Source organism: Streptomyces sp. PL-25, assembly GCF_058344915.1.
In genome coordinates this window covers 5,943,700-5,967,522 of the sequence record NZ_CP136997.1, presented here as the reverse complement: position 1 = coordinate 5,967,522, position 23,823 = coordinate 5,943,700, and the positions used below count along the sequence as shown (strand labels likewise).

19 protein-coding genes and 1 pseudogene are annotated in these 23,823 nt (G+C 74.2%); 7 read left to right on the top strand and 13 right to left on the bottom strand.

All coding sequences use genetic code 11. The features are described 5' to 3' along the window. Positions 1-440 precede the first annotated feature (440 nt). Complete coding sequence (locus R4Z62_RS26680; protein ID WP_064537703.1) at positions 441-773, top strand: glyoxalase superfamily protein; 333 nt, start codon at positions 441-443, stop codon at positions 771-773. 116 nt (positions 774-889) lie between these two features. On the opposite strand, the gene R4Z62_RS26675 is transcribed toward R4Z62_RS26680, so the two are convergent. Further along, a complete protein-coding gene (locus R4Z62_RS26675; protein WP_064535805.1) occupies positions 890-1,774 on the bottom strand; it encodes a LysR family transcriptional regulator in 885 nt (294 codons plus the stop codon). A gap of 125 nt (positions 1,775-1,899) precedes the next feature. On the opposite strand from R4Z62_RS26675, the gene R4Z62_RS26670 reads away from it, so the two are divergent. Both R4Z62_RS26670 and R4Z62_RS26665 read left to right on the top strand, forming a co-directional pair. Further along, positions 1,900-3,156, top strand: a complete 1,257-nt coding sequence (locus tag R4Z62_RS26670; protein WP_491521104.1) for an MFS transporter — start codon at positions 1,900-1,902, stop codon at positions 3,154-3,156. A gap of 173 nt (positions 3,157-3,329) precedes the next feature. Next, positions 3,330-3,857 (top strand): annotated as a pseudogene (locus tag R4Z62_RS26665) (nucleotide triphosphate diphosphatase NUDT15); the annotation flags it as partial. A gap of 234 nt (positions 3,858-4,091) precedes the next feature. Here the strand turns inward: R4Z62_RS26665 and R4Z62_RS26660 are convergent. Beyond that, a complete protein-coding gene (locus R4Z62_RS26660) occupies positions 4,092-5,294 on the bottom strand; it encodes an MFS transporter (protein ID WP_398337551.1) in 1,203 nt (400 codons plus the stop codon). Positions 5,295-5,397: 103 nt separating this feature from the next. On the opposite strand from R4Z62_RS26660, the gene R4Z62_RS26655 reads away from it, so the two are divergent. Then, the gene (locus tag R4Z62_RS26655; protein WP_398337550.1) at positions 5,398-6,231 is read left to right on the top strand and encodes a helix-turn-helix transcriptional regulator; all 834 of its coding nucleotides are present in this window, start codon (positions 5,398-5,400) and stop codon (positions 6,229-6,231) included. On the opposite strand, the gene R4Z62_RS26650 is transcribed toward R4Z62_RS26655, so the two are convergent. The 5 genes from R4Z62_RS26650 to R4Z62_RS26630 form a co-directional block, all read right to left on the bottom strand. After that, entirely contained in the window at positions 6,228-7,088 is an 861-nt protein-coding gene (locus tag R4Z62_RS26650) for an ATP-grasp domain-containing protein (protein WP_491521103.1), read from the bottom strand. The genes R4Z62_RS26655 and R4Z62_RS26650 overlap by 4 nt on opposite strands. Continuing rightward, positions 7,085-8,053, bottom strand: coding sequence for an ATP-grasp domain-containing protein (locus R4Z62_RS26645; protein WP_491521102.1), 969 nt, complete (start codon positions 8,051-8,053; stop codon positions 7,085-7,087). Before R4Z62_RS26645 ends, R4Z62_RS26650 begins: the two co-directional genes overlap by 4 nt. Positions 8,054-8,216: 163 nt before the next feature. Further along, positions 8,217-8,675, bottom strand: coding sequence for a DUF6299 family protein (locus R4Z62_RS26640; protein WP_491521101.1), 459 nt, complete (start codon positions 8,673-8,675; stop codon positions 8,217-8,219). Between the two features lie 112 nt (positions 8,676-8,787). Beyond that, the gene (locus R4Z62_RS26635) at positions 8,788-9,186 is read right to left on the bottom strand and encodes a RidA family protein (RefSeq protein WP_037889271.1); all 399 of its coding nucleotides are present in this window, start codon (positions 9,184-9,186) and stop codon (positions 8,788-8,790) included. Beyond that, positions 9,183-10,412: an acyl-CoA dehydrogenase family protein gene (locus R4Z62_RS26630; RefSeq protein WP_491521100.1), complete on the bottom strand. Its 1,230-nt coding sequence runs from the start codon at positions 10,410-10,412 to the stop codon at positions 9,183-9,185. The genes R4Z62_RS26635 and R4Z62_RS26630 overlap by 4 nt, the downstream gene beginning before the upstream one ends. Before the next feature lie 124 nt (positions 10,413-10,536). Here R4Z62_RS26630 and R4Z62_RS26625 point away from each other — a divergent pair, with 124 nt between their 5' ends. Then, positions 10,537-12,255 carry an AMP-binding protein gene (locus R4Z62_RS26625; protein WP_491521099.1) on the top strand — a complete coding sequence of 573 codons (1,719 nt, stop codon included), beginning with the start codon at positions 10,537-10,539 and terminating at the stop codon, positions 12,253-12,255. Between the two features lie 15 nt (positions 12,256-12,270). Further along, entirely contained in the window at positions 12,271-13,095 is an 825-nt protein-coding gene (locus R4Z62_RS26620) for a PaaX family transcriptional regulator (protein WP_064535796.1), read from the top strand. A 12-nt stretch (positions 13,096-13,107) separates the two neighbouring features. Here the strand turns inward: R4Z62_RS26620 and R4Z62_RS26615 are convergent, their stop codons facing one another. Then, a complete protein-coding gene (locus R4Z62_RS26615) occupies positions 13,108-15,387 on the bottom strand; it encodes a bifunctional salicylyl-CoA 5-hydroxylase/oxidoreductase (RefSeq protein WP_491521098.1) in 2,280 nt (759 codons plus the stop codon). Between the two features lie 7 nt (positions 15,388-15,394). After that, complete coding sequence (locus tag R4Z62_RS26610) at positions 15,395-16,222, bottom strand: enoyl-CoA hydratase family protein (RefSeq protein WP_064535794.1); 828 nt, start codon at positions 16,220-16,222, stop codon at positions 15,395-15,397. 331 nt (positions 16,223-16,553) lie between these two features. Between R4Z62_RS26610 and R4Z62_RS26605 the strand changes: the two genes are divergently transcribed. Then, positions 16,554-17,027 (top strand): ATP-binding protein, encoded by a 474-nt coding sequence (locus tag R4Z62_RS26605; protein WP_237305449.1) that lies wholly within the window; start codon positions 16,554-16,556, stop codon positions 17,025-17,027. 48 nt (positions 17,028-17,075) lie between these two features. On the opposite strand, the gene argF is transcribed toward R4Z62_RS26605, so the two are convergent. From argF to R4Z62_RS26585, 4 genes are all read right to left on the bottom strand, one after another. Then, positions 17,076-18,089, bottom strand: coding sequence for an ornithine carbamoyltransferase (gene argF / locus R4Z62_RS26600; protein ID WP_064535793.1), 1,014 nt, complete (start codon positions 18,087-18,089; stop codon positions 17,076-17,078). Positions 18,090-18,149: 60 nt separating this feature from the next. Beyond that, a complete protein-coding gene (locus R4Z62_RS26595) occupies positions 18,150-19,376 on the bottom strand; it encodes an arginine deiminase (RefSeq protein ID WP_491521097.1) in 1,227 nt (408 codons plus the stop codon). A gap of 108 nt (positions 19,377-19,484) precedes the next feature. Next, a complete protein-coding gene (locus R4Z62_RS26590; protein ID WP_491521096.1) occupies positions 19,485-22,061 on the bottom strand; it encodes a polynucleotide kinase-phosphatase in 2,577 nt (858 codons plus the stop codon). Continuing rightward, entirely contained in the window at positions 22,058-23,701 is a 1,644-nt protein-coding gene (locus R4Z62_RS26585) for a 3' terminal RNA ribose 2'-O-methyltransferase Hen1 (protein WP_491521095.1), read from the bottom strand. Before R4Z62_RS26585 ends, R4Z62_RS26590 begins: the two co-directional genes overlap by 4 nt. Positions 23,702-23,823: the final 122 nt, after the last annotated feature.

Below are 23,823 nucleotides of genomic sequence, written 5' to 3'. Positions count from 1 at the left end.
CGTGACGGTACACCGACTCTACCGGTGGACCGTCACGAAACTTCGAGGCTAGGGCGCCCGAGGCTTGTAAGACAACGCCGGCTCCCTGCCGCCAGCAGCGGCCACAGAGTCATCGTCGATCACCAGGAACCCACGATCCCGCAAGGCATCTCCTGAGCGCCAGTCACCCGACACCAAGGTTCCAGCACCCTCGTGACGAACAGGGCGCTCGTCGAGCTCGCCTGGCGTACAGGGCTGAAAGGGCGCCCGTCCAGCAGTGGGAGTCCTCTGGGACTTTTCTGGGACTTCCGGCTGCGTCAACGGGCACGGGCGTGAAACAACCGAAAGGCCATTTCCGCAGGTCAGCGGCACATGATCGGCCGAGGGCGCGGGCCACAGCCCCAACCGGTCTCTCCCGGGGCATCCATGGGGCGCCTCCGGGACTCTGCGACGATGACCCCATGGACGAGGAAGTCACTCCCATTCTCCGCGTCGAGGACGCCGCGGCGGCGGTCGCCTGGTACGAGCGGCTGGGCTTCGCCCAACAGTCCGAACACCGATTCGAGCCGGGGTTCCCCGCGTTCGTCGAGGTCGCCCGGGGCCGCATGCGGCTGTTCCTGTCCGAGCACGAGGGCGATGCCCGGCCCGACACGTTGGTCTACCTCCGTGTTCGTGATGTCGAGGCCGTCGCCGCCGAGTTCGGTGTGCGGGTGGACGATGCTCCGTGGGCGCGTGAGATCGAGCTGCGCGACCCCGACGGCAACCGGCTGCGGATCGGCACGCCGAGGGAATGACCGCCGCCGTCGGCGCGCGGCACGGAAGCCGTGTCGGCGGCTGGGCGCGTACGCGTCCACGGGGTCCGTGGCGACGGGGGGGCGGCGCCTGCCGCGGGTCGTGCGCCGACGAGGCGTCAGCTCAGGAGCTCGTGGGCCATCTCGATCATCGCGCGGGCCGCGGTGCCGGGGCGGTGGGCGCTCGGGACGGCCAGGGAGAGGGGCCAGTCGAGGTCGGCGTCGCGGACGGTGAGGACGGCGACGCCCTCGGCGGCGCCGAGGGAGAAGCGGGGCAGGAGGGCCACGCCCAGGCCGTGGCGTACGTAGTCGGCACCGGTGGCGATGTCGGTGTTCTCGACGGTGACGCGGCGGGGCACGGAGGCGGCGGCGAAGGCGCGGTCGGCCACGGTGCGGTTGCCGTAGCCCAACGGGGAGTCCACGAAGTCGAGTCCGGTCAGCTCGGCGATGGAGACACTGCCCCGCCCGGCCAGCGGATGGCCGGCCGGGACCACGAGGTCGAGCACCGAACTGGTGAGGTGCGTCAGCGAGATGCCGTCCGGGCAGGGGCCCGGCAGGGAGACGAAGGCCAGGTCGAGACGGCGGTCGAGCAGGGCCTCGACCAGGCCCTGGGAGCCGGTGGGCACGGCGCTGGTCCGGAGCAGCACGCCGGGGTGGCGGCGGTGGAACTCGCCGAGCAGTGCGGGGAGGTCGAGCAGCCGGACCGAGGTCAGGGTGCCCAGGCGCAGGGTGCCGCGCAGCCCGCCGCGGACCTCGGCGACCGCGTCGGCGGCCTCCTGGGCGGCGTGCAGCGCGGCGCGTGCGCGCGGGAGCAGCGCGGCACCGGCGTCGGTGAGCAGCACCCGCTTGGAGTTGCGGTCCAGCAGGGGTGCGCCCAGCTCGCGTTCGAGGCTCTTGATCGTGCTGGAGACCGCGGACTGGACGATGTGCAGCCGGGCGGCAGCGCGGGTGAAGTTCGCCTCGTCGGCCACGGCGACGAAGCAGGCGAGCTGGCGCAGTTCCATGGCTCGATCATCTCATCCAGAGATGGTCACGGTCTCCAGCTTTCGTTGGACGAGATGATCGCCGCGGACCGACGCTGTGGGATGTCCGACCCTCCCCGCTCGCCCCAGGTCTGGAGCACTCCCCCATGGCGCAGTCGATCTCCGCGGCACCCGAACACCGGGCCGCGTCCGTGTCCGGCGGCACGAAGGGCGGCTCCCGGCGCCATGGTGCCGGGTTCTCGCTCATCGCGTTCGTGTTCCTGACGGCGATGGCCTTCTCCACCGTCCCCACCCCCCTGTACCCGCTGTACATGGCGAAGGACGGCTTCTCCACGTTCATGGTCACCGTCGTCTTCGCCGCCTACGCGGTGGGTGTCGTGATCAGCCTGGTCCTGGCGGGGCACATATCCGACTGGGTCGGCCGCAAGAAGGTGCTCGTGGCCGCGATCGGCCTGGAACTGATCGCCGCCGTGCTCTTCATGACGAGCACCTCGCTGCCCGTCCTGCTGACCGCCCGGGTCGTCACCGGTCTCGGCGTCGGCATGGTCACCGCCACGGCGACGGCCCATCTGCACGACCTGCACGCCGCGCACCGGCCCGGGGCCTCCAGCCAGCGTTTCGAGCTGGTGTCGACCGCGGCCAACATCGGCGGCCTGGGCGTCGGGCCGCTCGTCTCGGGCCTCCTGGCGCAGTGGGCCGGCGGTCCGCTGCGCACCCCGTACCTGGTGTTCGCCGCCCTGCTGCTGGTGAGCCTCGCCGCCGTCGCACTGGCGCCCGAGACGGTCGAGGAGCAGCTCGTCAGGCCCGCCTACCGGCCCCAGCGGATCTCGGTCGACGGCGACCGCGCCCGGTACGCCGCGGCGGCGGCCGCCGGGTTCGCGTCCTTCGCCGTCCTCGGGCTCTTCACCTCCGTGGCCCCGGGCTTCGTCGCCGGTTCCCTGCACCACCCCTCGCGGGCGCTGGCCGGGCTGATCGTGTTCGCCGTCTACGGCGCCTCGGCCACCGCGCAGAGCCTCACCGCCGGGCTGAGCACCGCCGCCCGGCGCGGACTCGGGCTGCTCGCGCAGGCGGCCGGCGCGGTCACGCTCGTCGTCGGCACGCACACCGCCGACCTGGCCACCTTCCTCGTGGGCGGCGTCGTCGCCGGGACCGGCGCGGGCGTGCTGTTCAAGGCGTCCCTCGGCACGGTCGCCGCGCTGGCCACGCCCGCCAAGCGCAGCGAGGCCCTCGCCGGGCTGTTCCTGATCTCCTACCTCGGTCTGGCCGTGCCCGTCGTCGCCGTCGGCGTGGCCTCGCGCTCCTTGCCCATGCCGGACGTGCTGACCTGGTTCACCGCCGTGCTGCTGGTCCTCCTCGGTGCGGTCGCCGTCCTGTCCCGGCGCCGCCCGGCCGCCGCCGTCTGAGGCGGTACGGCCCGCTTCTGTGCCGCCCGCTTCTGTGCCGCCCGCTTCTGTGCCGCCCGCTTCTGTACGGTGGCCCCGACGCTCCCCGACCATCCGCCGAGCCCCCCGCAGGAGTTCCCGTGTCCGTCGATGACCGCGAGGACGGCGTGCCCGCCGTGCAGGATCGGGGCGGCAGGCCCGTACGGCTCTCCAGCCGCCCGCGTACGGACCGGCCGCCCGTGCCGCACGCGGCCGTCGGGGTGGGGGCCGTCGTCCTCGGCGAGCGGGGCCTGCTGCTGGGGCGCCATCGCCACGGGACGTACGAACTGCCGGGCGGCACCGTGGAGCCCGGGGAGTCCCTGGAAGAGACCGTGGTGCGGGAACTCGCGGAGGAGACCGGGCTGCGCGCCGGGACCGAGGACGTCTCCCTGCTCGGCACGCTCGTCGACCATGTCGAGGACGTGGTGCGGATCACCGTGGGCGCGGTGGTGCACGCCTGGACGGGCACACCGTCCACCCAGCCGGACGAGCGGGTGGGCGACTGGGACTGGTATCCGCTGGACGGGCTGCCCGACGGCCTGTTCGTGTGCAGCGCGCAGATCCTCACCGCGTGGCGCCCCGGTCTGCCCGTCGACCACACCCCGGCGCACTTCACCCCGTACGCGTCCCGCGCGCCGCGCTCGCCGGACGTCTCGCGCGTGCCCGGCGCCCGGACCCCGTAGCCGCCGGGCGCCGCCGCGTCCGGCTCCGGACACGGCGGCGCCGCCGCACCCTGCCCGCTCCCGCCGGGGCGGATGGGGAGGAGTGCGGCGGCGTGCGCCAGGGGTCCGGTTCCGGTCTCCGGGGTTCGGGGGTCGGTCTCCGGGGCCCGGGGTTCGGGGTTCGGTCTCCGGGGCCCGGGGTTCGGGGTTCGGTCTCCGGGGCCCGGGGTTCGGGTCCCGGGGCCGGTGCCCGGGTCAGGACTCGGTGGCCGGTCGCGGGACCAGCAGGTGGACGACACCGGCGACCACGGCGATGGCGACGCCGGTCAGGCACAGTGCGCGGGCGGTGACGTCCTGGTCGATGAGGATGCCGCCGAGGGCGGCGCCGAGCGCCTGACCGAGGTAGATGCCGGAGGAGTTGAAGGAGATGACGACGCTGGGCAGCGTCGGCACCAGCTCCGTCAGCCGGTGGTTGTTGGGCGTGGCCAGGGCCCAGCCGGCGGCGCCGTTGAGCGCCATCACGATGATCACCGGCACGATCGAGGTGCAGACCGTCAGCAGGGCGAGGGTCACCACCAGCAGGACGACGGCGTAGGTGAGGGTGCGGGTCGCGCCCAGGCGGTCGGTGAGGAAGCCGCTGCCGAAGGAGCCGAAGATGCCGCCGAAGCCCCAGGCGAGCAGTGCGGTGGCGAGGGCGGTGCCGTGGATGTGGGCGATGTCCCCGAGCACGGTCGAGGTGTACGTGTAGACCATGATGCTGGCGCCGCTGGCCAGCAGCATGAACAGGACCATGACGACGACCCGGCGGTTGGCCAGCACCGCGAACCGCTGCGCGAGCGGGATGGCCGGCGGGATCGGCAGGGCGGGCAGCACGGCCAGGACACCGAGCAGCGCCAGCGCGCCGACGGCCGCGACGAAGACGAGGCTGGCCTCCCAGGACACGTGCTGTCCGATGGCCGTGCCGACGGGGACGCCTAAGACGGTGCCCACCGTCAGGCCGCCGAGGATCACCGACAGGGCGCGCCCGCGGGCGGCCGGTCCGGCGAGCGCGGCCGCGGCGGCGGAGGCGTTGGGCGTGTACAGGGCCGCGCCCAGACCCGCGACGACCCGCGCCACCAGCAGCAGCGTCAGGTTCGGTGCGACGGCGGAGGCGAGGTTGGCGAGGACGAACAGGGCGAGCGCGACCGCCAGCAGGGGCTTGCGGGGCAGCCGGCTGGTCAGCACGGCCAGGAAGGGCGCCGCCAGGCCGTAGGTCAGGGCGAAGGCGGTGATGGTCTGGCCGGCGGCGCCGGTGGAGACGTGCAGACCGTCGGCGATCTGCGGCAGGATGCCGGCCAGGACGAAGGAGTCCGTGCCCATGGCGAAGGAGCCGAGGGCGAGTACGGCGACGGGCCTTCCCCAGGACGGCGCTGCCGTGGTGGGGCTCTTCGTGCCCGTGGTGGTCGATTCGGTAGTCACACAAGAAGCGTGGCGCTTGTCGCGATGGGGGTACAGAGGGCCAATCATGCTGGTGTAATGACCACCAGGACACGCCCGGAAGGCGGATGCTTGGATGGCCGGCATGCAGCGAGAACTTCTGGCGGCGTTCCTCAGGTCCCGACGGGAAGCACTCTCCCCCGAACAGCTCGGGTTGAACCCAGGACCGCGCCGCCGCACGCCGGGGCTGCGCCGCGAGGAGGTCGCCCAGCTCTCCGGCGTCAGCCTGACCTGGTACACCTGGCTGGAGCAGGGCCGGGACATCCGGGTGAGCCGCCAGGTCCTGGAAGCGCTCGCCCAGACGCTCCAGCTCACCCCGGACGAGCGGCGGCACCTGTTCACCCTGGCGGAGACGGCGCTGCCGGTCGAGCCGCCGCGGCCCGCGACGGTCCACCCGACCCTGCGCAAGCTGGTGCAGACCCTCGACCCCAACCCGGCGCACGTCATCAACGACCGCTGGGACGTGCTGGCCGCCAACCGCGGCTACGCCTCCCTGGTGGGCGGTCTGGAACAGCTGCCGCAGGAGGAACGCAACAGCATCTGGCTGCTGTTCACCCGCCCGCAGATGCAGTCGCTCCTGGTCGACTGGCAGAACGAGGTGCGCGACATCCTCGGCCAGTTCCGCATCGCCGTCGGGCAGCACCCCGACGATCCGCGCACCGCCGCGCTGATCGACACGCTGACCCGGTCCAGCGGCCAGTTCCGCGCCCTGTGGTCCGAGCATCCCGTACGGGCGTTCCGGCCGACCATGAAGCGCTTCAGCCATCCGACGGCCGGGCGGCTGGATCTCAACTACACCAAACTGGACGTGGCGGAGGCGCCCGGCCAGCACCTGGTGGTGTTCATGCCCGCGTCCGAGACGGACGAGCGGTCGCTGGCCCGGCTGGTCGCCGAGTCCCCGCAGGAGGCGCTGCTCTAGGACCTGTCCCCGGGGCGTGCCGGGAGCAAGGCGCTCCCGGGGACGGTGCCGGTGACCGGCCGCCGCCGTGCCGTGGTGGCCGCGGACAGGGCCAGGGCCGCCAGTGCCTCGGGGGCGCCCGCCTGGCCGCGGGCTCCGGGGAAGGCGTTGATGTCGACGATCAGGGCGGTGCCGTCGCCGCGGTCGATGATGTCGACGCCGTAGACCTCCAGGGCGAAGACCTCGCCGACCCGGTGGGCGAGGGCGGCCCAGCCGGGCGGCAGGGCGTCAGCGGCGAGCGGCACGGTGGGGCCCCGCCCCTCGGGGGAGAGTTCGGAGCGGCGCAGGGCGGCGAAGAGGCGGCCGCCCACCACCCAGAGTTTGTGGTCCCAGCCGTTGTTGGGCGCGAAGTCCTGGACGACGACCGGTTCTCGCGGGTGCGCGGCGGCGAGCCGGGCCAGTGGTGCGGCGCCGTCGACGCGGGCCACCAGATCGTGCCGCCTGCTGTGCCGGCTCTTGATCACCACGGGCGCGGACGGCGGTGGTCCGGCGGCCAGTTCGGCGAGCGCGGCGAGGGTGCGGGTGGCCGCGAAGGGCAGTCCGGCGCGCCGGGCGTGCTCGGCCATGGCCGTGCGGTCCTGGCACAGCGCCGTCGCCGCGGCCGAGTTGACCACGGGCGCGCCGCGCCGCTCCAGTGCGCGGGCGAGACGGAGGGCGCCGGGTGTGCGCGCCTTCAGGAGGTAGACGTCGGCGAGCGGCCCGGCGGCGTCGGCCGTCTCCGGGTGCAGGACGTCCACCTGGTGTGCGGGGGTGAGCAGCGCGGTCGCGTCGGCCAGCAGGGGGTGGCCGGGGTCCGCGGTGACCAGGCCGATCCTCATGCGGTCTCGCCCACCGTGACGGGGACCTGTCCGGGCAGGTGGGGCAGCGTCACCGGCAGCGCGGGCGCGGGCGGCTCCGTCCGCTGCGCCGCGGGACCGGCGTCGGGGCCGGGGACGGCGTCGAGTCCCGGCGCGGGCGCGGGGGCCGGGGTGTCCGTGCGGGCGGCCAGTTCGAGTACGGCGCGGGCGACGCGGGACACCGCGTCGGGGACCTGGCGGAAGCTCGGGAAGTCGTTCACGTCGACGACCACGGGACCGTCGGGGCCGAGCACCACGTCCACGCCGTACAGGTCGAGGCCGTAGACGGCGCCGACGCGGGCGGCCAGCGCGGCGACCTCCGCCGAAAGGGGTACGCGGCGTTCGCGCAGAGCGTGTTCGGGGTGGAGCGGGGAGCGGCGCTCGGTCGCGTACAGCTCACCGGCGACGCTGTACACCTTGACGTCGGTGCCCGGGTTGGGCACGTACGGCTGGGCGATGAGCAGGCCCTCACCGGCCAGTTGGGGCAGGAGCGCGGCGAGCCGGTCCGGTGCGGGGACCAGGTGCACCGCCCGGCCCGAGCTGCCGTCGGCGGGCTTGACGACGAGCGGGTACTCGGACGGCGGTATCTCGGCGAGCAGTTCGGGGCGGGCCGCCGCGTACGTCCGGGGCAGCGGGAGTCCGCGGCTGCGGCCGATGGCGGCGGCGAGCGCCTTGTCGCGTACGCCGCGTATGGAGCGGGCGTCGTTGACGGTGGTCGTCCCGGCGGCCGCCGCGGCTTCGAGCAGGGTGAGTCCCGGGCCGCCGGAGACCGTCTTGAGCACCCAGGCGTCGTGGGCGCCGGTGCGCAGTTCCTCCGTCATGTCCAGCAGGGAGCCGCCCGGCCGCACCACGTCCACCTGGTGTCCCCAGGAGGTCAGCCGGCGGATCACCTCGACCGGCATGCCGTCGCGGCGGTACTGCTCCTCCACCAGAAAGCAGAGCTTCATCGATCTTCCCCGTAACCGCCGGGCGCCGGCCCTTGTCGCCGGCGCCCTGTGACGTCCTGTGGCGACACAGGATGTCATGGACCGTCAGGCGGGCGGGTGGCGGCTTCCCCGCCCGGGTGCGCGGGCGGCCGGGGAGGCCGCCGTGCCGTGGTGCGGCCGGGGCTCAGACGCGGGTCAGGGTGACGTCCTGCTGTCCGACCGCGTGGAAGCGGGGCATCAGCGGCAGCCCGCCCTGGGTGGTGAGTTCCATGACGGTGGCCTCGACGCGGGCCGCGCCCGGGTCCAGGGCGTCCGCGGGGGCGCCCGTGTTGGACCAGGTGTGCCGGGCGCCGTCGCAGACCGCGCGGGTGCCGCCGATGCCGTAGCGGGTGGGTGAGTCGTTTCTGCTGAGGGCGGAGCTGACGAAGACCGGGCCGTCGGCGCCGGTGCAGCGGTAGGTGCCGGAGAGCGTCACGGTGCCGTCGGCCGCCAGGCGGGCGGTCGGGTCGACGGTGACGGTGTCGGTGCCGGTGCCGGTGTCGGTGCCGTCCGCGGCCGTCGCCGCGTGCGGTGCGCTCAGGAGCAGCGCGGCGGCGGCCAGTCCGAGGGCGCCGAGCAGAGGTCGTACCGGGGTGAGGGACATCGGGTGCCTCCCGGGGCGGGTGAGCGGAACGGGGGCCTCCACTGGTACCCGGCGGCCCGGCGTTCCGCCGTGATCCTCACCCCTTCGGTGGCGAGTCCGCGCCCCTGTGGCCTCAGGCGAGGACCGCGAGACCGTCGATCTCCACCATCGCCTCCTCGTCCCACAGGCGTACGACCTGTACGACCGCCATCGCCGGGTAGTCGCGGCCCGCCAGTTCGCGCCAGAGGCGGCCGAGGGCGGGCGCGTGGGCGCGGTAGGCGGCGACGTCGGTGGCGTAGACGGTGACGCGGGCGAGGTCGGCGGGGGTGCCGCCGGCGGCGCGCAGGGCGGTGAGGAGGTTGGTGAGGGCCGTCGCGAACTGCTCGGGCAGGGTGGTGCCGGTCACCTTGCCGTCCGCGTCCAGCGCGGTCTGCCCGGCCAGGAACACCACGCGGGAGCCGGTGGCGACGACGGCGTGCGAGAAGCCGGTGGGCGGGGACAGCTCGGGCGGGTTGACGCGCCGGACGGTCACGGGGCCTCCTGGGTCGCGAGCCGGGCGTAGGTCTCCTTGGCGATGATCGAGCGCTGGACCTCGCTGGCGCCCTCGTAGATCCGGGGCGCGCGCACCTCGCGGTAGAGGTGTTCGAGGAGGTGGCCGCGGCGCAGGGCGCGGGCGCCGTGCAGTTGGACGGCCGCGTCGACGACGTACTGCGCGGTCTCGGTGGCGAGCAGTTTGGCCATGGCCGAGCGCCGGGGCACGTCCGGGTCCCCGGCGTCGTACGCGGTGGCCGCCGCGTACACCATCAGGCGGGCCGCCTCCGTGCGCAGGGACATCTCGGCCACCCGGTGGGCGACGGCCTGGAGGTCGCTGAGCCTGCCGCCGAAGGCGTCGCGCCGCGCGGTGTGCGCCACGGTCGCCTCCAGCGCCGCCTGCGCCATGCCGACGGCGAACGCGCCGACGCTCGGGCGGAACAGGTTGAGGGTGCCCATCGCGACGCGGAACCCCCGGTCCGGCTCGCCGAGCACGTCGTCGCCGGTGACGGGGACGCCGTCGAAGTCGAGCGTGCCGATGGGGTGCGGGGAGAGCATCTCCAGGGCGCTGCCGGTGAGCCCGGGGCGGTCGGCCGGGACCAGGAACGCGGTCACGCCCCGGGCACCGGCGCCGGGCGTGGTGCGGGCGAAGACGGTGTAGAGATCGGCCTCGGGGGCGTTGGAGATCCAGCACTTGGTCCCGGTGAGCCGCCAGCGGCGGGGGCCGTCGGGGCGGGCGGCGAGGGACCCGCCGGTGCCGTCCGGGGCGGTGGTCCCGCGCTGCTCCCCCCGGCCGTCCACCTCCGGTGCGGTGCCCGCCTCCGGCTCCGCGCGCAGGGCCAGGGCCGCCGCGTCCGAGCCCGCTCCCGGCTCGCTCAGCGCGAACGCCGCCACCGCCTCGCCCGCCGCCACCGCGGGCAGCCAGCGGGCGCGCTGGGCGGGGGTGCCGTGGGCGTGGACCGGGTGGGCGCCCAGGCCCTGGAGGGCGAGGGCGGTCTCGGCCTCGGTGCAGCTCCGGGCGAGGGACTCGCGCATGAGGCAGAGGTCCAGCGCGCCGGAAGTGAACAGGCGTTCGAGTAAGCCGAGGCGGCCCAGCTCGGCGAGGAGCGGGCGGTTGACGCGGCCCGGCTCGCCCTTCTCCGCGAGGGGCCGCAGCCGGTCGGCGGCCTGTGCGCGCAGTTCGGCACACCAGGCGATCCGGTCCGGTTCGAGCGAGAATGCGGGCATTCGCCGGTCCTCCCTCCCCCGGGGCGACCGGGGTCCACGGCCACCGTATCGCGCCCCGTTGACTGTCGTCATCAACACGATACGCTCCCTGTGCGAGCCCACCACGACAAGGGGGCGAACCGCCATGAACCCGACGGATCCCAGCTGGGACGACACCAGGGCGGACATCGGGGAGACCGAGTCCGCCGGTGCCGGGGGCGGCCCGCGGCCGCCGGTTCCCTCGGCCCACGTCGACACCTTCGCGCGCGACCATCTGCCGCCCCCGGACCAGTGGCCGCGGCTGCGCTTCGAACTGCCGGAGCTGCGCTACCCGGACCGGCTGAACTGCGCCGCCGAACTCCTCCACCCGGCCGGCACCCCCGGCACGCGCCCGGTGTTCCGCACCCCCGCGGGAGCGGTCTGGACGTACGCCGACCTGCGCGCCCACGTCGACCGCGTCGCGCGGATCCTCACCGCCGACCTCGGTGTGGTGCCCGGCAACCGGGTGCTGCTGCGCGGGCCGACCACGCCCTGGCTGGCCGCCTGCTGGCTCGCCGTCCTCAAGGCGGGCGCCGTCGCCGTCACCGTGCTCGCCCAGCAGCGGGCCCACGAACTGCGCACGATCTGCGAGATCGCCCGGGTCCGGCACGCGCTGTGCGACGTACGGGCCGTCGACGACCTGGTCAAGGCGGAGGTCCCCGGGCTCTCGATCACCGCGTACGGCGGGGACGCGCCCGACGACCTGCTGCGCCGCGCCGTGTCCGAGGTGCCCTTCCGGGCGGTGGACACCGCCGCCGACGACGTGGCGCTCATCGCCTTCACCTCCGGCACGACCGGGCGGCCCAAGGGCTGTGTGCACTTCCACCGGGACGTCCTGGCCGTCGCGGACACCTTCTCCCGGCATGTGCTCAGGCCGCGCGCGGACGACGTGTTCGCGGGCAGCCCCCCGCTCGGGTTCACCTTCGGCCTCGGCGGTCTGGTGGTCTTCCCGCTGCGGGCGGGCGCCAGCGCCCTGCTGCTCGAACAGGGCCGTCCCGAGCAGCTGCTCGCGGCCGTCACCGAGCACCGGGTGTCCGTGCTGTTCACCGCCCCCACCGCCTACCGCACGATGCTCGACCGGCTCGGCACCCAGGACCTCTCCTCGCTGCGCCGCTGCGTGTCGGCGGGCGAGAACCTGCCCGCGGCCACCTGGCACGCCTGGCACGAGCGCACCGGCCTGCGCATCATCAACGGCATCGGCGCCACCGAGCTGCTGCACATCTTCGTCTCGGCCGCCGACGACGACATCAGACCCGGCGCGACCGGACTGCCCGTACCGGGGTGGCACGCGCGCGTGCAGGACGAGTACGGCCGGCCGGTGCCCGACGGGGAGCCGGGACTGCTCGCCGTCCAGGGGCCCGTCGGCTGCCGCTATCTGGCGGACCCGCGGCAGCACGCGTACGTGCGCGACGGCTGGAACCTCACCGGGGACACCTATGTCCGCGACTCCGACGGGTACTTCCGCTACGTCGCCCGCGCCGACGACATGATCATCTCGGCCGGGTACAACATCGCCGGGCCGGAGGTCGAGGACGCCCTGCTGCGCCACCCGGACGTGGTCGAGGCGGCGGTCGTGGGACGGCCCGACGACGCGCGTGGCGAGGTCGTGGTGGCCTACGCCGTGCTGCGGCGGGGCGCGGCCCGGGACGCGGAGGCGCTGCGCGCCTTCGTCAAGTCCGAGCTGGCGCCGTACAAGTGCCCGCGCGAGATCGTGTTCCTGGACGCGCTGCCGCGCACGGCCACCGGCAAGCTCCAGCGCTTCCGGCTGCGCACGGCCACCGGCGGGGCCGCGGACGCCGACCCGGACGCCGGTGACCAGCGGTGACAGCCACGACCTAAAATGATCAACGTGTCCGAGCAGCCCGTACCGCATGCCCCGAGGTCCCTCATCGTCACGCTCTACGGGGCGTACGGCCGCTTCGCGCCCGGCCCGGTGCCGGTCGCCGAACTGATCCGGCTGCTGGCCGCTGTCGGGGTGGACGCGCCGTCCGTGCGCTCCTCGGTGTCCCGGCTCAAGCGCCGCGGGCTGCTGCTCCCCGCGCGCACCGCGCAGGGCGCGGCGGGCTACGAACTCTCGCCACAGGCACGGCAGTTGCTGGAGGACGGCGACCGCCGCGTGTACGCCGACGCGCCGCCGGACGACGCGGGCTGGGTGCTGGCGGTGTTCTCCGTACCGGAGTCGGAGCGGCAGAAGCGCCATGTGCTGCGCTCGCGGCTGGCCGGGCTCGGCTTCGGCACGGCGGCGCCGGGCGTGTGGATCGCCCCGGCCAGGCTGCACGAGGAGACCCGGCACACGCTGCGGCGGCTGCGGCTGGACGCGTACGTGGACTTCTTCCGCGGCGAGCACCTGGGGTTCGCACCGACCGCCGAGGCGGTGGGCCGCTGGTGGGACCTGGCGGCGATCGCCGCGGAGCACGAGGCGTTCCTGGACCGGCACGCGGGCGTGCTGCGGGCGTGGGAGCGGCGGGCGGACACCCCGCCCGAGGAGGCGTACCGCGACTACCTCCTCGCCCTGGACTCCTGGCGCCATCTGCCCTACACCGACCCGGGTCTGCCGGCCCGGCTGCTCCCGGCCGGCTGGCCCGGCGCCCGCTCGGCCGCCGTCTTCCGGGCTCTGCACGAGCGGCTGCGGGACGCGGGCGCCGAGTTCGCCGATCTGGCCTGAGGACGGGCCTCGTCAACCGCCCGGCCTGATGCGTGACTTGGGGTCGTCCGCGCGGCCGGTGCGCGGGGGTCTGCTGCCCGCGCGGTAGGGGGCGGGCCAGACGGCGCCGGGGCCCTGGTAGCCCTGTTCGGCGGCGGCGTGCAGGGTCCAGTGCGGGTCGTACAGATGCGGGCGGGCCAGCGCGCACAGGTCCGTGCGTCCGGCCAGGATCAGGGAGTTGACGTCGTCCCAGGAGGAGATCGCGCCGACCGCGATCACCGGGACCTTCGCCTCGTTGCGGATGCGGTCGGCGAAGGGCGTCTGGTACGACCGCCCGAACTCGGGCCGCTCGTCGGCGACCACCTGTCCGGTGGAGACGTCGACGGCGTCGGCGCCGTGCGCGGCGAAGGCGCGGGCGATGGCCACGGCGTCCTCGGCCCCAGTGCCGCCCTCGGCCCAGTCGGTGGCGGAGACGCGTACGGTCATGGGCCGCTCCTCGGGCCACACCGCGCGCACCGCGTCGAAGACCTCCAGCGGGAAGCGCAGCCGTTTGTCCAGGGAGCCGCCGTAGGCGTCGGTGCGGTGGTTGGTCAGCGGTGAGAGGAAGCCGGAGAGCAGATAGCCGTGGGCGCAGTGCAGTTCGAGCAGGTCGAAGCCGGCCCGCGCGGCGCGCCAGGCGGCGGAGGTGAACTGCTCGCGGACATCGGTGAGCTGGGCCCGGGTGAGCTGCCGGGGGACCTGGCTCCGGGGCGTGTACGGCAGCGGGGAGGCGGCCGCCAGCGGCCAGTTGCCCTCGGGCAGCGGCTCGTCCATGCCCTCCCACATCAGCCGGGTCGAGCCCTTGCGTCCGCTGTGGCCGAGCTGGACGCCGATCGCGGTGCCGGGCGCCTGCCGGTGCACGAAGTCGGTGATCCGCCGCCAGGACTCGGTCTGCCGTCCGGTCCACAGGCCGGCGCAGCCGGGGGTGATCCGCCCCTCGGGGCTCACGCACACCATCTCGGTCATCACCAGGCCCGCGCCGCCCAGGGCGCGGGCGCCCAGGTGCACCAGGTGGAAGTCGCCGGGCACGCCGTCGACCGCGGAGTACATGTCCATCGGCGAGACGACGACCCGGTTGCGCAGGGTCAGCCCGCGCAGCCGGAACGGGGTGAACATCGGGGGTGTGCCGGGCGGGCAGCCGAACTCGCGCTCCACGGACTCGGTGAAGGCGGCGTCGCGCAGCCGGAGGTTGCCGTGGGTGACGCGGCGGCTGCGGGTGAGCAGGTTGAAGGCGAACTGGCGGGGCGGGCGGTCGAGGTACAGGGCGAGGTTCTCGAACCACTCCAGGCTGGCCCGCGCGGCGCGCTGGGTGGAGGCGACGACCGGGGCGCGCTCCTGCTCGTAGGCCGTCAACGCCTGTTCGAGCGTGCGTTGTCCGGTGAGGCAGGCAGTGAGGGAGAGGGCGTCCTCGACGGCGAGTTTGGTGCCGGAGCCGATGGAGAAGTGGGCGGTGTGCGCGGCGTCGCCGAGCAGCACCAGATTGCCGTGCGACCAGCGCTCGTTGACCACCGTGCGGAAGGTGGTCCAGGCCGAGTCGCGCGAGCGCAGCGGGCGTCCGCCGAGCGCTTCGGCGAAGATCTTGGCGCAGCGCTCGACGGAGCCCTGCTCGTCCAGGGCGTCGAACCCGGCGGCCCGCCACACCTCTTCGCGCATCTCGACGATCACGGTGGACGCGTCCGCCGCGTAGGGGTAGCCGTGCAGCTGCATCGCACCGTGCTCGGTCTCGGCGATCTCGAAGCGGAACGCGTCGAAGGCGAAGTCGGCGGCGAGCCAGATGTAGCGGCAGCGGTGGCCGGTGATCCGGGGCCGGAACACGTCGGCGTGGGCGGTGCGGACGGCGCTGTGCACCCCGTCGGCGGCGACGACGAGGTCGTACTCGCGCGTCAGCCGGCCGGTGTCCGGGGCCGGGGTGCGGAAGCGCAGGTCGACGCCGAGTTCGCGGCAGCGTTCGTGCAGGATCCGCAGCAGGCGGTGCCGGCCGAGCGCGGCGAAGCCGTGGCCGCCGGAGGTGTGCCGGGTGCCCCGGTGGACGATGTCGATGGCGTCCCAGCGGACGAACTCCCGCTGGAGCGAGCGGTGGACGGCCGGGTCGGCGTGTTCGATGCCGCCGAGGGTCTCGTCGGAGAGCACGACGCCGAAGCCGAAGGTGTCGTCGGGGGCGTTGCGCTCCCAGAGGGTGATCTCGCGGGCCGGATCGAGCCGTTTCAGCAGGGCCGCCGTACAGAGCCCGCCGGGTCCGCCGCCGATGACGGCGACCCGCCTCGCAGCGGTCATCGCCCGCTCACCTCCCCTGCCACTTCGGCGGGCGCTTCTCGGTGAAGGCGGCGTGGAACTCGGCGTAGTCCGCGCCGTTCATCAGCAGGGCCTGGGTGGCGGCGTCCAGCTCCACGGCGGCCGACAGCGGCATGTCCAGTTCGGCCGTGAGCAGGGCCTTGGTCTGGGCGTGGGCGAGGGCGGGGCCGTCGGCGAGCCGGCGGGCCAGGGCACCGGCCGCCTCGTCGGCACGCCCTTCCTCGGTCAACTCGCTGATCAGGCCGATGCGTTCGGCCTCGGGGGCGCGGACCGGCCCGCCGAGCATCAGCAGCCGGGTGGCGTGGCCGAGGCCGACCACGCGGGGCAGCAGATAGGCGGCGCCCATGTCGCCGCCGGAGAGGCCGACGCGGGTGAACAGGAAGGCGAAGCGGGCGCTGGGGTCGGCGACGCGGAAGTCGGCGGCCAGCGCCAGCACGGCCCCGGCGCCCGCCGCGACACCGTGCACGGCCGCGACCACCGGGAACGGGCATTCGCGCACGGCGCGGACCACCTGGCCGGTCATCCGGTTGAAGTCGAGCAGTTCGGCGGTGTCCATGGCCAGGGTGGCGCCGATGATCTCGTCGACGTCGCCGCCCGAGCAGAAGCCGCGCCCCTCCCCGGCCAGCACCAGGGCGCGCACGGCCCGCTCCCGGGACAGCTCGGCGAGCAGGTCGCGCAGGTCGGCGTAGGCGCCGAAGGTGAGGGCGTTGAGCTTGTCGGGGCGGGCCAGGGTGACCGTGGCGACGCCGTCGTCCAGCACCACGCGCAGATGGCGCCACGCGGAGGTGCGGGCGGCGGAACCGGTGAAGGGACTCATGACGTACGGCCTCCTCGGCGGCTGTCCGTTTCGTCCAGGGCGTCCGGGTCGTCCGGCGCCGGTGGTGCCGCGCCCGGCGCTCGCTCCGAAGCTATCACTCATCCGTGACTGTCGTCACGAGGGCGCGATAGAGCCTGTGACAATGTGGCCGCCGTCCCGGGCTTCGTCACAGCTCCTCGATGGGGCGGTAACGGCGGGAGGGCGCCGGGCGGGAGAGGCGTTCCCAGGGGTAGTGCCCTCCGTGCCGGGGCCCGGATCCCGGCACGGAGGGCACCGGGAGCCGCCGCCGACGGCCCCCGTACCATTCCCTCGTCGAGAGCAGGACAGCCTGATGGTGACCACCGGTGCGGCCTGCGTCATGAACGGACACACGTTGCACGAGCCCCCCGCCTCCGCCTGGCGCATCGCGCTGCCGCACTCGGCCGCCGCCGTCCCGGTGGCCCGCGCCCTGGTCCGTACGGCGCTGGCCGAACGGGAGCACACGGCCGACAGCGACACCGCGGAGCTGCTCACGGCCGAACTGGTCGCCAACGCCGTGGAGCACACCGCGGGCGGCGGCCCGATAGAGCTGCTGCTGGAGCTGGAGCCGGGCGGCTGCCGGGTGGAGGTGCGCGACCCGGATCCGGCGCCGCCGGGCGCCCTGACCCGGCCCGGTCTCGCCCCGCCCGATCCGTGGCGGGAGGACGGGCGCGGTCTGCTGCTGATCCGGGCGCTCAGCTCGTCCTGCGGGCACCGGCCGACCGCGTCGGGCAAGGCGGTGTGGTTCCGGCTGGCCGCGCCGCCCCGGGAGCCGCGCCCCGCGTGAGCGGCGCCGGGGAGACCAGAGAGACCCGGGAGAACGGCCGGGCGGGGGTCAGCCGCGCGCCAGGGTGGCGACCAGGACCGCCTTGATGGTGTGCAGGCGGTTCTCGGCCTCGTCGAAGACGACCGAGTGCGCCGACTCGAAGACCTCGTCGGTGACCTCCAGCGAGCGCAGCCCGTACCGCTCGTGGATCTCCCGGCCGACCGCGGTGCCGAGGTCGTGGAAGGCGGGCAGGCAGTGCAGGAACTTCACGTCCGGCTCGCCGGTGGCGCGCAGCACGTCCATGGTCACCGCGTACGGGCCCAGCGCCTCGATGCGCTCGGCCCAGACGTCCTTGGGCTCGCCCATGGAGACCCAGACGTCGGTGGCGACGAAGCCGGCGCCGCGCACGCCCTCCTCCACGGACTCGGTGAGGGTGATCCGGGCCCCGCTGGCGGCGGCCAGCTCGCGCGCCCGGTCGACGACGTCCTGAGCGGGCCAGTAGGTCTTGGGGGCGACGAGCCGGACGTCCATGCCGAGCAGGGCGCCGGTGACCAGATAGGAGTTGCCCATGTTGAAGCGGGCGTCGCCGAGGTAGGCGAAGGCGGTCTCGGTGAGCGGCCGGGCACTGTGCTCGGTCATGGTGAGCACGTCGGCGAGCATCTGGGTGGGGTGCCAGTCGTCGGTGAGCCCGTTGTAGACGGGCACACCGGCGTGCGCGGCCAGTTCCTCGACGGCCGCCTGGCTGTCCCCGCGGAACTCGATCGCGTCGAACATCCGGCCGAGCACCCGGGCGGTGTCCTTCAGGGACTCCTTGTGCCCGATCTGCGACCCGGACGAGTCGAGATACGTGGTCGAGGCGCCCTGGTCGGCGGCGGCGACCTCGAACGCGCAGCGGGTGCGGGTCGAGGTCTTCTCGAAGATCAGCGCGATGTTCCGCCCGGTGAGGTGGCGCGTCTCCGTCCCGGCCTTCTTGGCCGCCTTCAGCTCGGCGGCCAGCTCGATCAGACCGCGGAACTCCTCCCCGGTGAGGTCCAGCTCCTTGAGGAAGTGGCGGCCGGCGAGGGCGGTCGGGACTGTCGCCATGGGGCGCTCCAACAGATGAGGGACAGGGACTGTTGGAATTCTATGCGAGGCTCAGAATTTCTATTCGACGGGATCCCGCTCCACGGGGCAGCTCATGCAGCGCGGCCCGCCCCGGCCCCGCCCCAGCTCGCTGCCGGGGATCTCGATCACCTCGATCCCCTGTTTGCGCAGATGGGTGTTGGTGGTGGCGTTGCGCTCGTAGGCGACGACCACGCCCGGCTCCACCGCGAGCACATTGCAGCCGTCGTCCCACTGCTCGCGCTCGGCCGCGTGCACGTCCTGGGTGGCGGTCAGCACCCGGATCCCGTCCAGTCCGAGCGCGGCGGCGATCGCCCGGTGCATGTGCTCGGGCGGATGGTCGGTGACCTTCAGCTCCTTGTCGCCCACGCCCGGCTCGATGGTGTACGAGCGGAGCGTGCCGAGCCCGGCGTACTGGGTGAAGGTGTCCGCGCCGATCATGGTCATCACCGTGTCCAGGTGCATGAACGCGCGCCGCTTGGGCATGTCGAGCGCCACGATGGTGCGCGCCGAACCGGCGGCGAACAGCTTGTGCGCCAGCATCTCCACGGCCTGCGGGGTGGTCCGCTCGCTCATCCCGATGAGCACCGCGCCGTTGCCGATGACCAGTACGTCCCCGCCCTCGATGGTGGACGGGTAGTCGGCCTGTCCCTGCGACCACAGGTGGAACGCCTCGTCGGCGAAGAGCGGGTGGTGGCGGTAGATCGCCTCGAAGTGCACGGTCTCGCGCTGCCGGGCGGGCAGCCGCATGGCGTTGATGGAGACGCCGTCGTAGATCCAGGCGGAGGTGTCGCGGGTGAAGAGGTGGTTGGGCAGCGGATCGAGGAGGAAGTCGTCCAGGTCCATGACGTGGAACCGCACGGAGGCGGGCTCGGCGTGCCCGGCCAGGAACTCCCTCTTGGTCATGCCGCCGACCAGCGCCTCGGCCAGTTCCCGCGCGTCCAGCGTCTCGAACGCGGCCCGCAGGTGGTCGGTGGCGAGCGGGCCGTACTCCTTCTCGTCGAAGACGCGGTCCAGGACCAGCGACCGGGCCGGGGCGATCCCCATCGTCTCGGTCAGCAGCTCGCCGAAGAGGTGCACGGCGACCCCGCGGTCGCGCAGCACGTCGGCGAACCCGTCGTGCTCGGCGCGCGCCCGGCGCACCCACAGCACGTCGTCGAAGAGAAGGGCGTCCTTGTTGCTGGGCGTGAGCCTCTTGAGCTCCAGGTCCGGGCGGTGCAGGATGACGCGGCGCAGCCGCCCGGCCTCGGAGTCGACATGGAATCCCATGCCTCCATCCTGACCACTGCCGGGCGGCTTCACCCCCCTGCTCCGCCGATTCCGCCGCACTCCCCGGTTCGGGCCGCGTGTGCGCGGCCCGGTCCCGGCCGGGTCCGGTCAGAGCCGGGGGTCCACCGGCTCCGACTCCAGGGCGAGCACCGCGAACACCGCCTCGTGCACCCGCCACAGCGGTTCACCGTCCGCCAGCCGGTCCAGGGCCTCGAGACCGAGGGCGTACTCGCGGATCGCCAGCGAGCGCTTGTGGTGGAGGAAGCGCTGCCGCAGCCTGGCGAGGTTGTCCGGGCGGGTGTACTCGGGGCCGTAGATGATCCGCAGGTACTCCCGGCCGCGGCACTTGACGCCCGGCTGGACCAGCCGGCCCTCCGGGGTGCGCACCAGCGCGCCGAGCGGCTTGACGACCATGCCCTCGCCGCCGCGTCCGGTCATCTCCAGCCACCAGTCGACTCCGGCGCGCACCGACTCGGGGTCGGCGGTGTCGACGTACAGGCGGCGGGTGACCTGGAGCAGCCCGCTGGTGTCGTGCTCCACGAGCCGGTCCACCAGCGCGAGCTGCTCGTCGTGCGGCAGCGCGGCCAGGCTGCGGCCCCGCACGGCCAGGAGCTGGAACGGCGCCAGGCGGACGCCCTCCAGACCCTCGGTGGGCCAGCAGTACCGGCGGTAGGCGGCGGTGAACGCGGCGGCGTCCTCGGCCCGCCCGCGCTGGCGCTCCAGCAGACCGGCGACGTCGACGCCCCGGGCCGCGGCGCCCTCCAGCGCGGCCAGCGCCCCGGGGAAGGCGGCACCGGCGGCCGCGCCGACCGCCGCGTACTGCGAACGCAGCAGACCGGACGCCTTCAGCGACCACGGCATCAGCTCGGCGTCCAGGAGCAGCCAGTCGGTGTCCAGCTCGCTCCACAGCCCGGCGTCGCCGGCCGCCGTGCGCAGCCGGCCGAGGATCTCCTCGGTGACCGCCGGGTCGTCGAAGAACGGGCGGCCGGTACGGGTGTAGAGGGCGCCCGTGGGGCCGTCCACGCCGAAGCGCTCGCGTGCCGCGCCGGCGTCCCGGCACACCAGGGCCACCGCCCGCGAGCCCATGTGCTTCTCCTCGCACACCACCCGCGCCACGCCGTCCTCCCGGTACTGGGCGAAAGCCTCGGCCGGGTGCTCCAGGTAGCCGTCCTCGCGTGAGGTGGCGGTCGGCGCCATGGTGGGCGGCAGGTAGGGCAGCAGCCGCGGGTCGACGGCGAAGCGGCTCATCACCTCCAGGGCCGCCGCCGCGTTCTCCTCGCGGACGGCCACCCGGCCGGTGTGCCGGGTCTCCACGCCGCGCCGGCCCTGCACGTCGCCGAGGTCCAGCGGACGCCCGTCGTGCCCGCCGGGCGCCTCGGAGCGCAGCGGTCTGACCGGCTCGTACCAGACCTGTTCGGCCGGTACGTCGACCAGCTCGCGCTCCGGCCAGCGCAGCGCGGTCAGCCTGCCGCCGAACACGGCGCCGGTGTCCAGGCACAGGGTGTTGTTGAGCCAGGTGGCCTCCGGGACGGGGGTGTGGCCGTAGACCACGGCCGCCGAGCCCCGGTAGTCCTCCGCCCACGGGTAGCGCACCGGCAGGCCGAACTCGTCGGTCTCGCCGGTGGTCTCGCCGTACAGGGCGTGCGAGCGGACCCGGCCGGAGGTGCGGCCGTGGTACTTCTCGGGCAGCCCCGCGTGGCAGACCACCAGCCGGCCGCCGTCGAGCACGTAGTGGCTGACCAGGCCGTCGATGAACTCCCGTACCTCCGCGCGGAACTCCTCGCTCTCCCGCTCCATCTGCGCGACCGTCTCGGCCAGTCCGTGGGTGTGCTGGACGGTGCGGCCCTTGAGGTGGCGGCCGAACTTGTTCTCGTGGTTGCCCGGGACGCACAGCGCGGTACCGGACTTCACCATGCCCATCACGCGGCGCAGCACGGCGGGCGAGTCGGGGCCGCGGTCGACGAGGTCGCCGACGAAGACCGCGGTACGGCCCTCGGGGTGGACGCCGTCGGTGTAGCCCAGCCTGCCGAGCAGGGCCTCCAGTTCGGCGGCGCAGCCGTGCACGTCGCCGATGATGTCGAAGGGGCCGGTGAGGTGGGTGAGGTCGTTGAAGCGCTTCTCGGTGACGACGGTGGCGTGCTCGGCCTCCTCCTCGCCGCGCAGTACGTGCACCTTGCGGAAGCCCTCGCGCTCCAGGTGGCGCAGCGAGCGGCGCAGTTCGCGGATGTGCCGCTGGACGACCCGGCGGGGCAGCCCGGCCCGGTCGGCGCGGGCCGCGTTGCGCGCGGTGCAGACCTCCTCGGGCAGGTCCAGGACGATGGCGATCGGCAGCACATCGTGCCGCCTGGCCAGGTCGATCAGCTGCCGCCGGGCGTCCTGCTGGACGCTGGTGGCGTCGACGACGGTCCGGCGGCCCGCTGCGAGCCGCTTGCCCGCGATGTAGTGCAGGACGTCGAAGGCGTCGCGGCTGGCGCTCTGGTCGTTCTCGTCGTCGCTGACCAGGCCCCGGCAGAAGTCCGAGGAGAGGACCTCGGTGGGCTTGAAGTGGCGGCGCGCGAAGGTGGACTTGCCCGAGCCGGTGGCGCCGACGAGGACGACGAGGGAGAGGTCGGTGACGGGCAGCACGCGTCCCCGCGTGGTGCCGCTGGTCTCGTTCTCGTGCTCGTTCTCCGGTGTGCCGGTCATGCCGCCTTCGCCTCCTTCTCGTCGGTCTTCTCGTGCTGCTCGTGCTGCTCGCGGGTCCCGCGGGGCTCGTGGGGCCGCTCGCCGGACGCGAGGGTGAACACGGCCATCTGGGTGGGCGGGCCCACCTCGGGGTCGTCGGGGCCGACGGGCCGGAACCCGACGGTGTAGCCGTGCCGGGCCGCGACCTCCCCCGCCCAGGTGCGGAACTGCTCCCGGGTCCACTCGAAGCGGTGGTCGCCGTGCCGGACGTGCCCGGCGGGCAGCGTCTCCCAGCGGACGTTGTACTCGACGTTCGGCGTGGTGACCAGGACCGTACGGGGCCGGGCGGCGCCGAACACCGCGTACTCCAGGGCGGGCAGCCGGGGCAGGTCGAGGTGTTCGACCACCTCGCTGAGCACGGCCGCGTCGTACCCCTTGAGCTGCTTGTCGGTGTAGACGAGCGAGCCCTGCCGGAGCGTGACGCGCGCGGCCTGCCGCTCCCCCATCCGGTCCAGCCTGAGGCGCCGTGCGGCGATGGTGAGCGCCCGCACCGACACATCGACGCCGACGATCTCGGTGTAGCGGACGTCCTTGAGCAGCGCCTGCACCAACTGGCCCTGGCCGCAGCCGAGGTCGAGCACCCGGGCGGCGCCCGCCGCGGCCAGCTCGGCGAGGATCGCCTCGCGCCGCTGGACGGCGAGCGGGACGGACCGCTCCCCGGTACCGGCTCCGGTCTCCGTGTCGGCGCCCGGCCCGCCGTCGGCGCCGGTCCCGGGACCGGCTTCGGTCCCGTCGCCCGCTCCGGTGTCGGTGCCGGTGCCGGTAGGGGGCTCGGTGTCGGTGTCGGCCGCCACCGCGTTGTCGATCTCCTCGACGGCGCTGTCGTCCGACTCGGCCAGCCGCGCCAGTTCCAGCCGCTCCCTGGCCTGCCGGGTCAGCGACCAGCGGCGGCTGAGGTAGCGGCTGGTGATCAGGTGCTGCTCCGGGTGCGCGGGCAGCCAGCCCTCGCCCGCCCGCAGCAGCTTGTCGACCTCGTCGGGGGCGACCCAGTAGTGCTTGGCGTCGTCGAGGACGGGCAGCAGCACATACAGGTGGCGCAGGGCCTCGGCGAGGGTGACGGTGTCCGAGTCCAGCACCAGGCGCACATAGCGGGAGTCGCCCCACTGCGGGAACCGGGTGTCCAGCGGTACGGCGTCGGCCGTCACCGTCCAGCCGAGCGGGGCGAACAGCCGCTGCACCAGGGCCGCTCCGCCGCGCGCGGGCAGGGCCGGTATCTCGATGCGCAACGGGCGTGGCTGTCCCGGCAGTTCGGGCCGGGCGCGGCACACACCGCGCAGCGCGCTGGAGAACACCGCGCTCAGCGCCACGGCGAGCAGCGAGGAGGCCGCGTAGGGGCGGTCGTTGACGTACTGCGCGAGCGCGGCGTCGGGTGCGCCGCCGCGGCCGCCCCTGCCCTTGCTCCGCCGCACCAGCGCCACCGCGTCGACCTCCAGCAGCAGCGCCGCCGTGCAGCGTTCGTCGTCCGCCTCGGGGTAGAGGACGTGCGCGGTGCCGAAGGAGGTGGAGAACGCCTGCGCCTTGCCGGGATGCTTGTGCAGCAGATGGCCCAGGTCGGTGGCGGGGCGTTCGGGTGTGCCGGTGGTGCTGACGGTCAGGAACATGGCGGTGGCCTCTCCGGCCGGTCGGGTGGATGGGTGCCGGGCGTGCGCGGGCCCCCGGGACGCAGATCCCGGGGGCCCGGCAGGACGGTGCCTCCACCTTGGCACAGGGCGGCGGACCCGCG

Bases quoted from the DNA above. Each gene is read 5' to 3' on its own strand.
- R4Z62_RS26680 (WP_064537703.1), top strand. From the start codon at position 441: ATGGACGAGGAAGTCACTCCCATTCTCCGCGTCGAGGACGCCGCGGCG.
- R4Z62_RS26675 (WP_064535805.1), bottom strand. From the start codon at position 1,774: ATGGAACTGCGCCAGCTCGCCTGCTTCGTCGCCGTGGCCGACGAGGCG.
- R4Z62_RS26670 (WP_491521104.1), top strand. From the start codon at position 1,900: ATGGCGCAGTCGATCTCCGCGGCACCCGAACACCGGGCCGCGTCCGTG.
- R4Z62_RS26655 (WP_398337550.1), top strand. From the start codon at position 5,398: ATGCAGCGAGAACTTCTGGCGGCGTTCCTCAGGTCCCGACGGGAAGCA.
- R4Z62_RS26650 (WP_491521103.1), bottom strand. From the start codon at position 7,088: ATGAGGATCGGCCTGGTCACCGCGGACCCCGGCCACCCCCTGCTGGCC.
- R4Z62_RS26645 (WP_491521102.1), bottom strand. From the start codon at position 8,053: ATGAAGCTCTGCTTTCTGGTGGAGGAGCAGTACCGCCGCGACGGCATG.
- R4Z62_RS26640 (WP_491521101.1), bottom strand. From the start codon at position 8,675: ATGTCCCTCACCCCGGTACGACCTCTGCTCGGCGCCCTCGGACTGGCC.
- R4Z62_RS26630 (WP_491521100.1), bottom strand. From the start codon at position 10,412: ATGCCCGCATTCTCGCTCGAACCGGACCGGATCGCCTGGTGTGCCGAA.
- R4Z62_RS26625 (WP_491521099.1), top strand. From the start codon at position 10,537: ATGAACCCGACGGATCCCAGCTGGGACGACACCAGGGCGGACATCGGG.
- R4Z62_RS26620 (WP_064535796.1), top strand. From the start codon at position 12,271: ATGATCAACGTGTCCGAGCAGCCCGTACCGCATGCCCCGAGGTCCCTC.
- R4Z62_RS26615 (WP_491521098.1), bottom strand. From the start codon at position 15,387: ATGACCGCTGCGAGGCGGGTCGCCGTCATCGGCGGCGGACCCGGCGGG.
- R4Z62_RS26610 (WP_064535794.1), bottom strand. From the start codon at position 16,222: ATGAGTCCCTTCACCGGTTCCGCCGCCCGCACCTCCGCGTGGCGCCAT.
- R4Z62_RS26605 (WP_237305449.1), top strand. From the start codon at position 16,554: ATGGTGACCACCGGTGCGGCCTGCGTCATGAACGGACACACGTTGCAC.
- argF (WP_064535793.1), bottom strand. From the start codon at position 18,089: ATGGCGACAGTCCCGACCGCCCTCGCCGGCCGCCACTTCCTCAAGGAG.
- R4Z62_RS26595 (WP_491521097.1), bottom strand. From the start codon at position 19,376: ATGGGATTCCATGTCGACTCCGAGGCCGGGCGGCTGCGCCGCGTCATC.
- R4Z62_RS26590 (WP_491521096.1), bottom strand. From the start codon at position 22,061: ATGACCGGCACACCGGAGAACGAGCACGAGAACGAGACCAGCGGCACC.
- R4Z62_RS26585 (WP_491521095.1), bottom strand. From the start codon at position 23,701: ATGTTCCTGACCGTCAGCACCACCGGCACACCCGAACGCCCCGCCACC.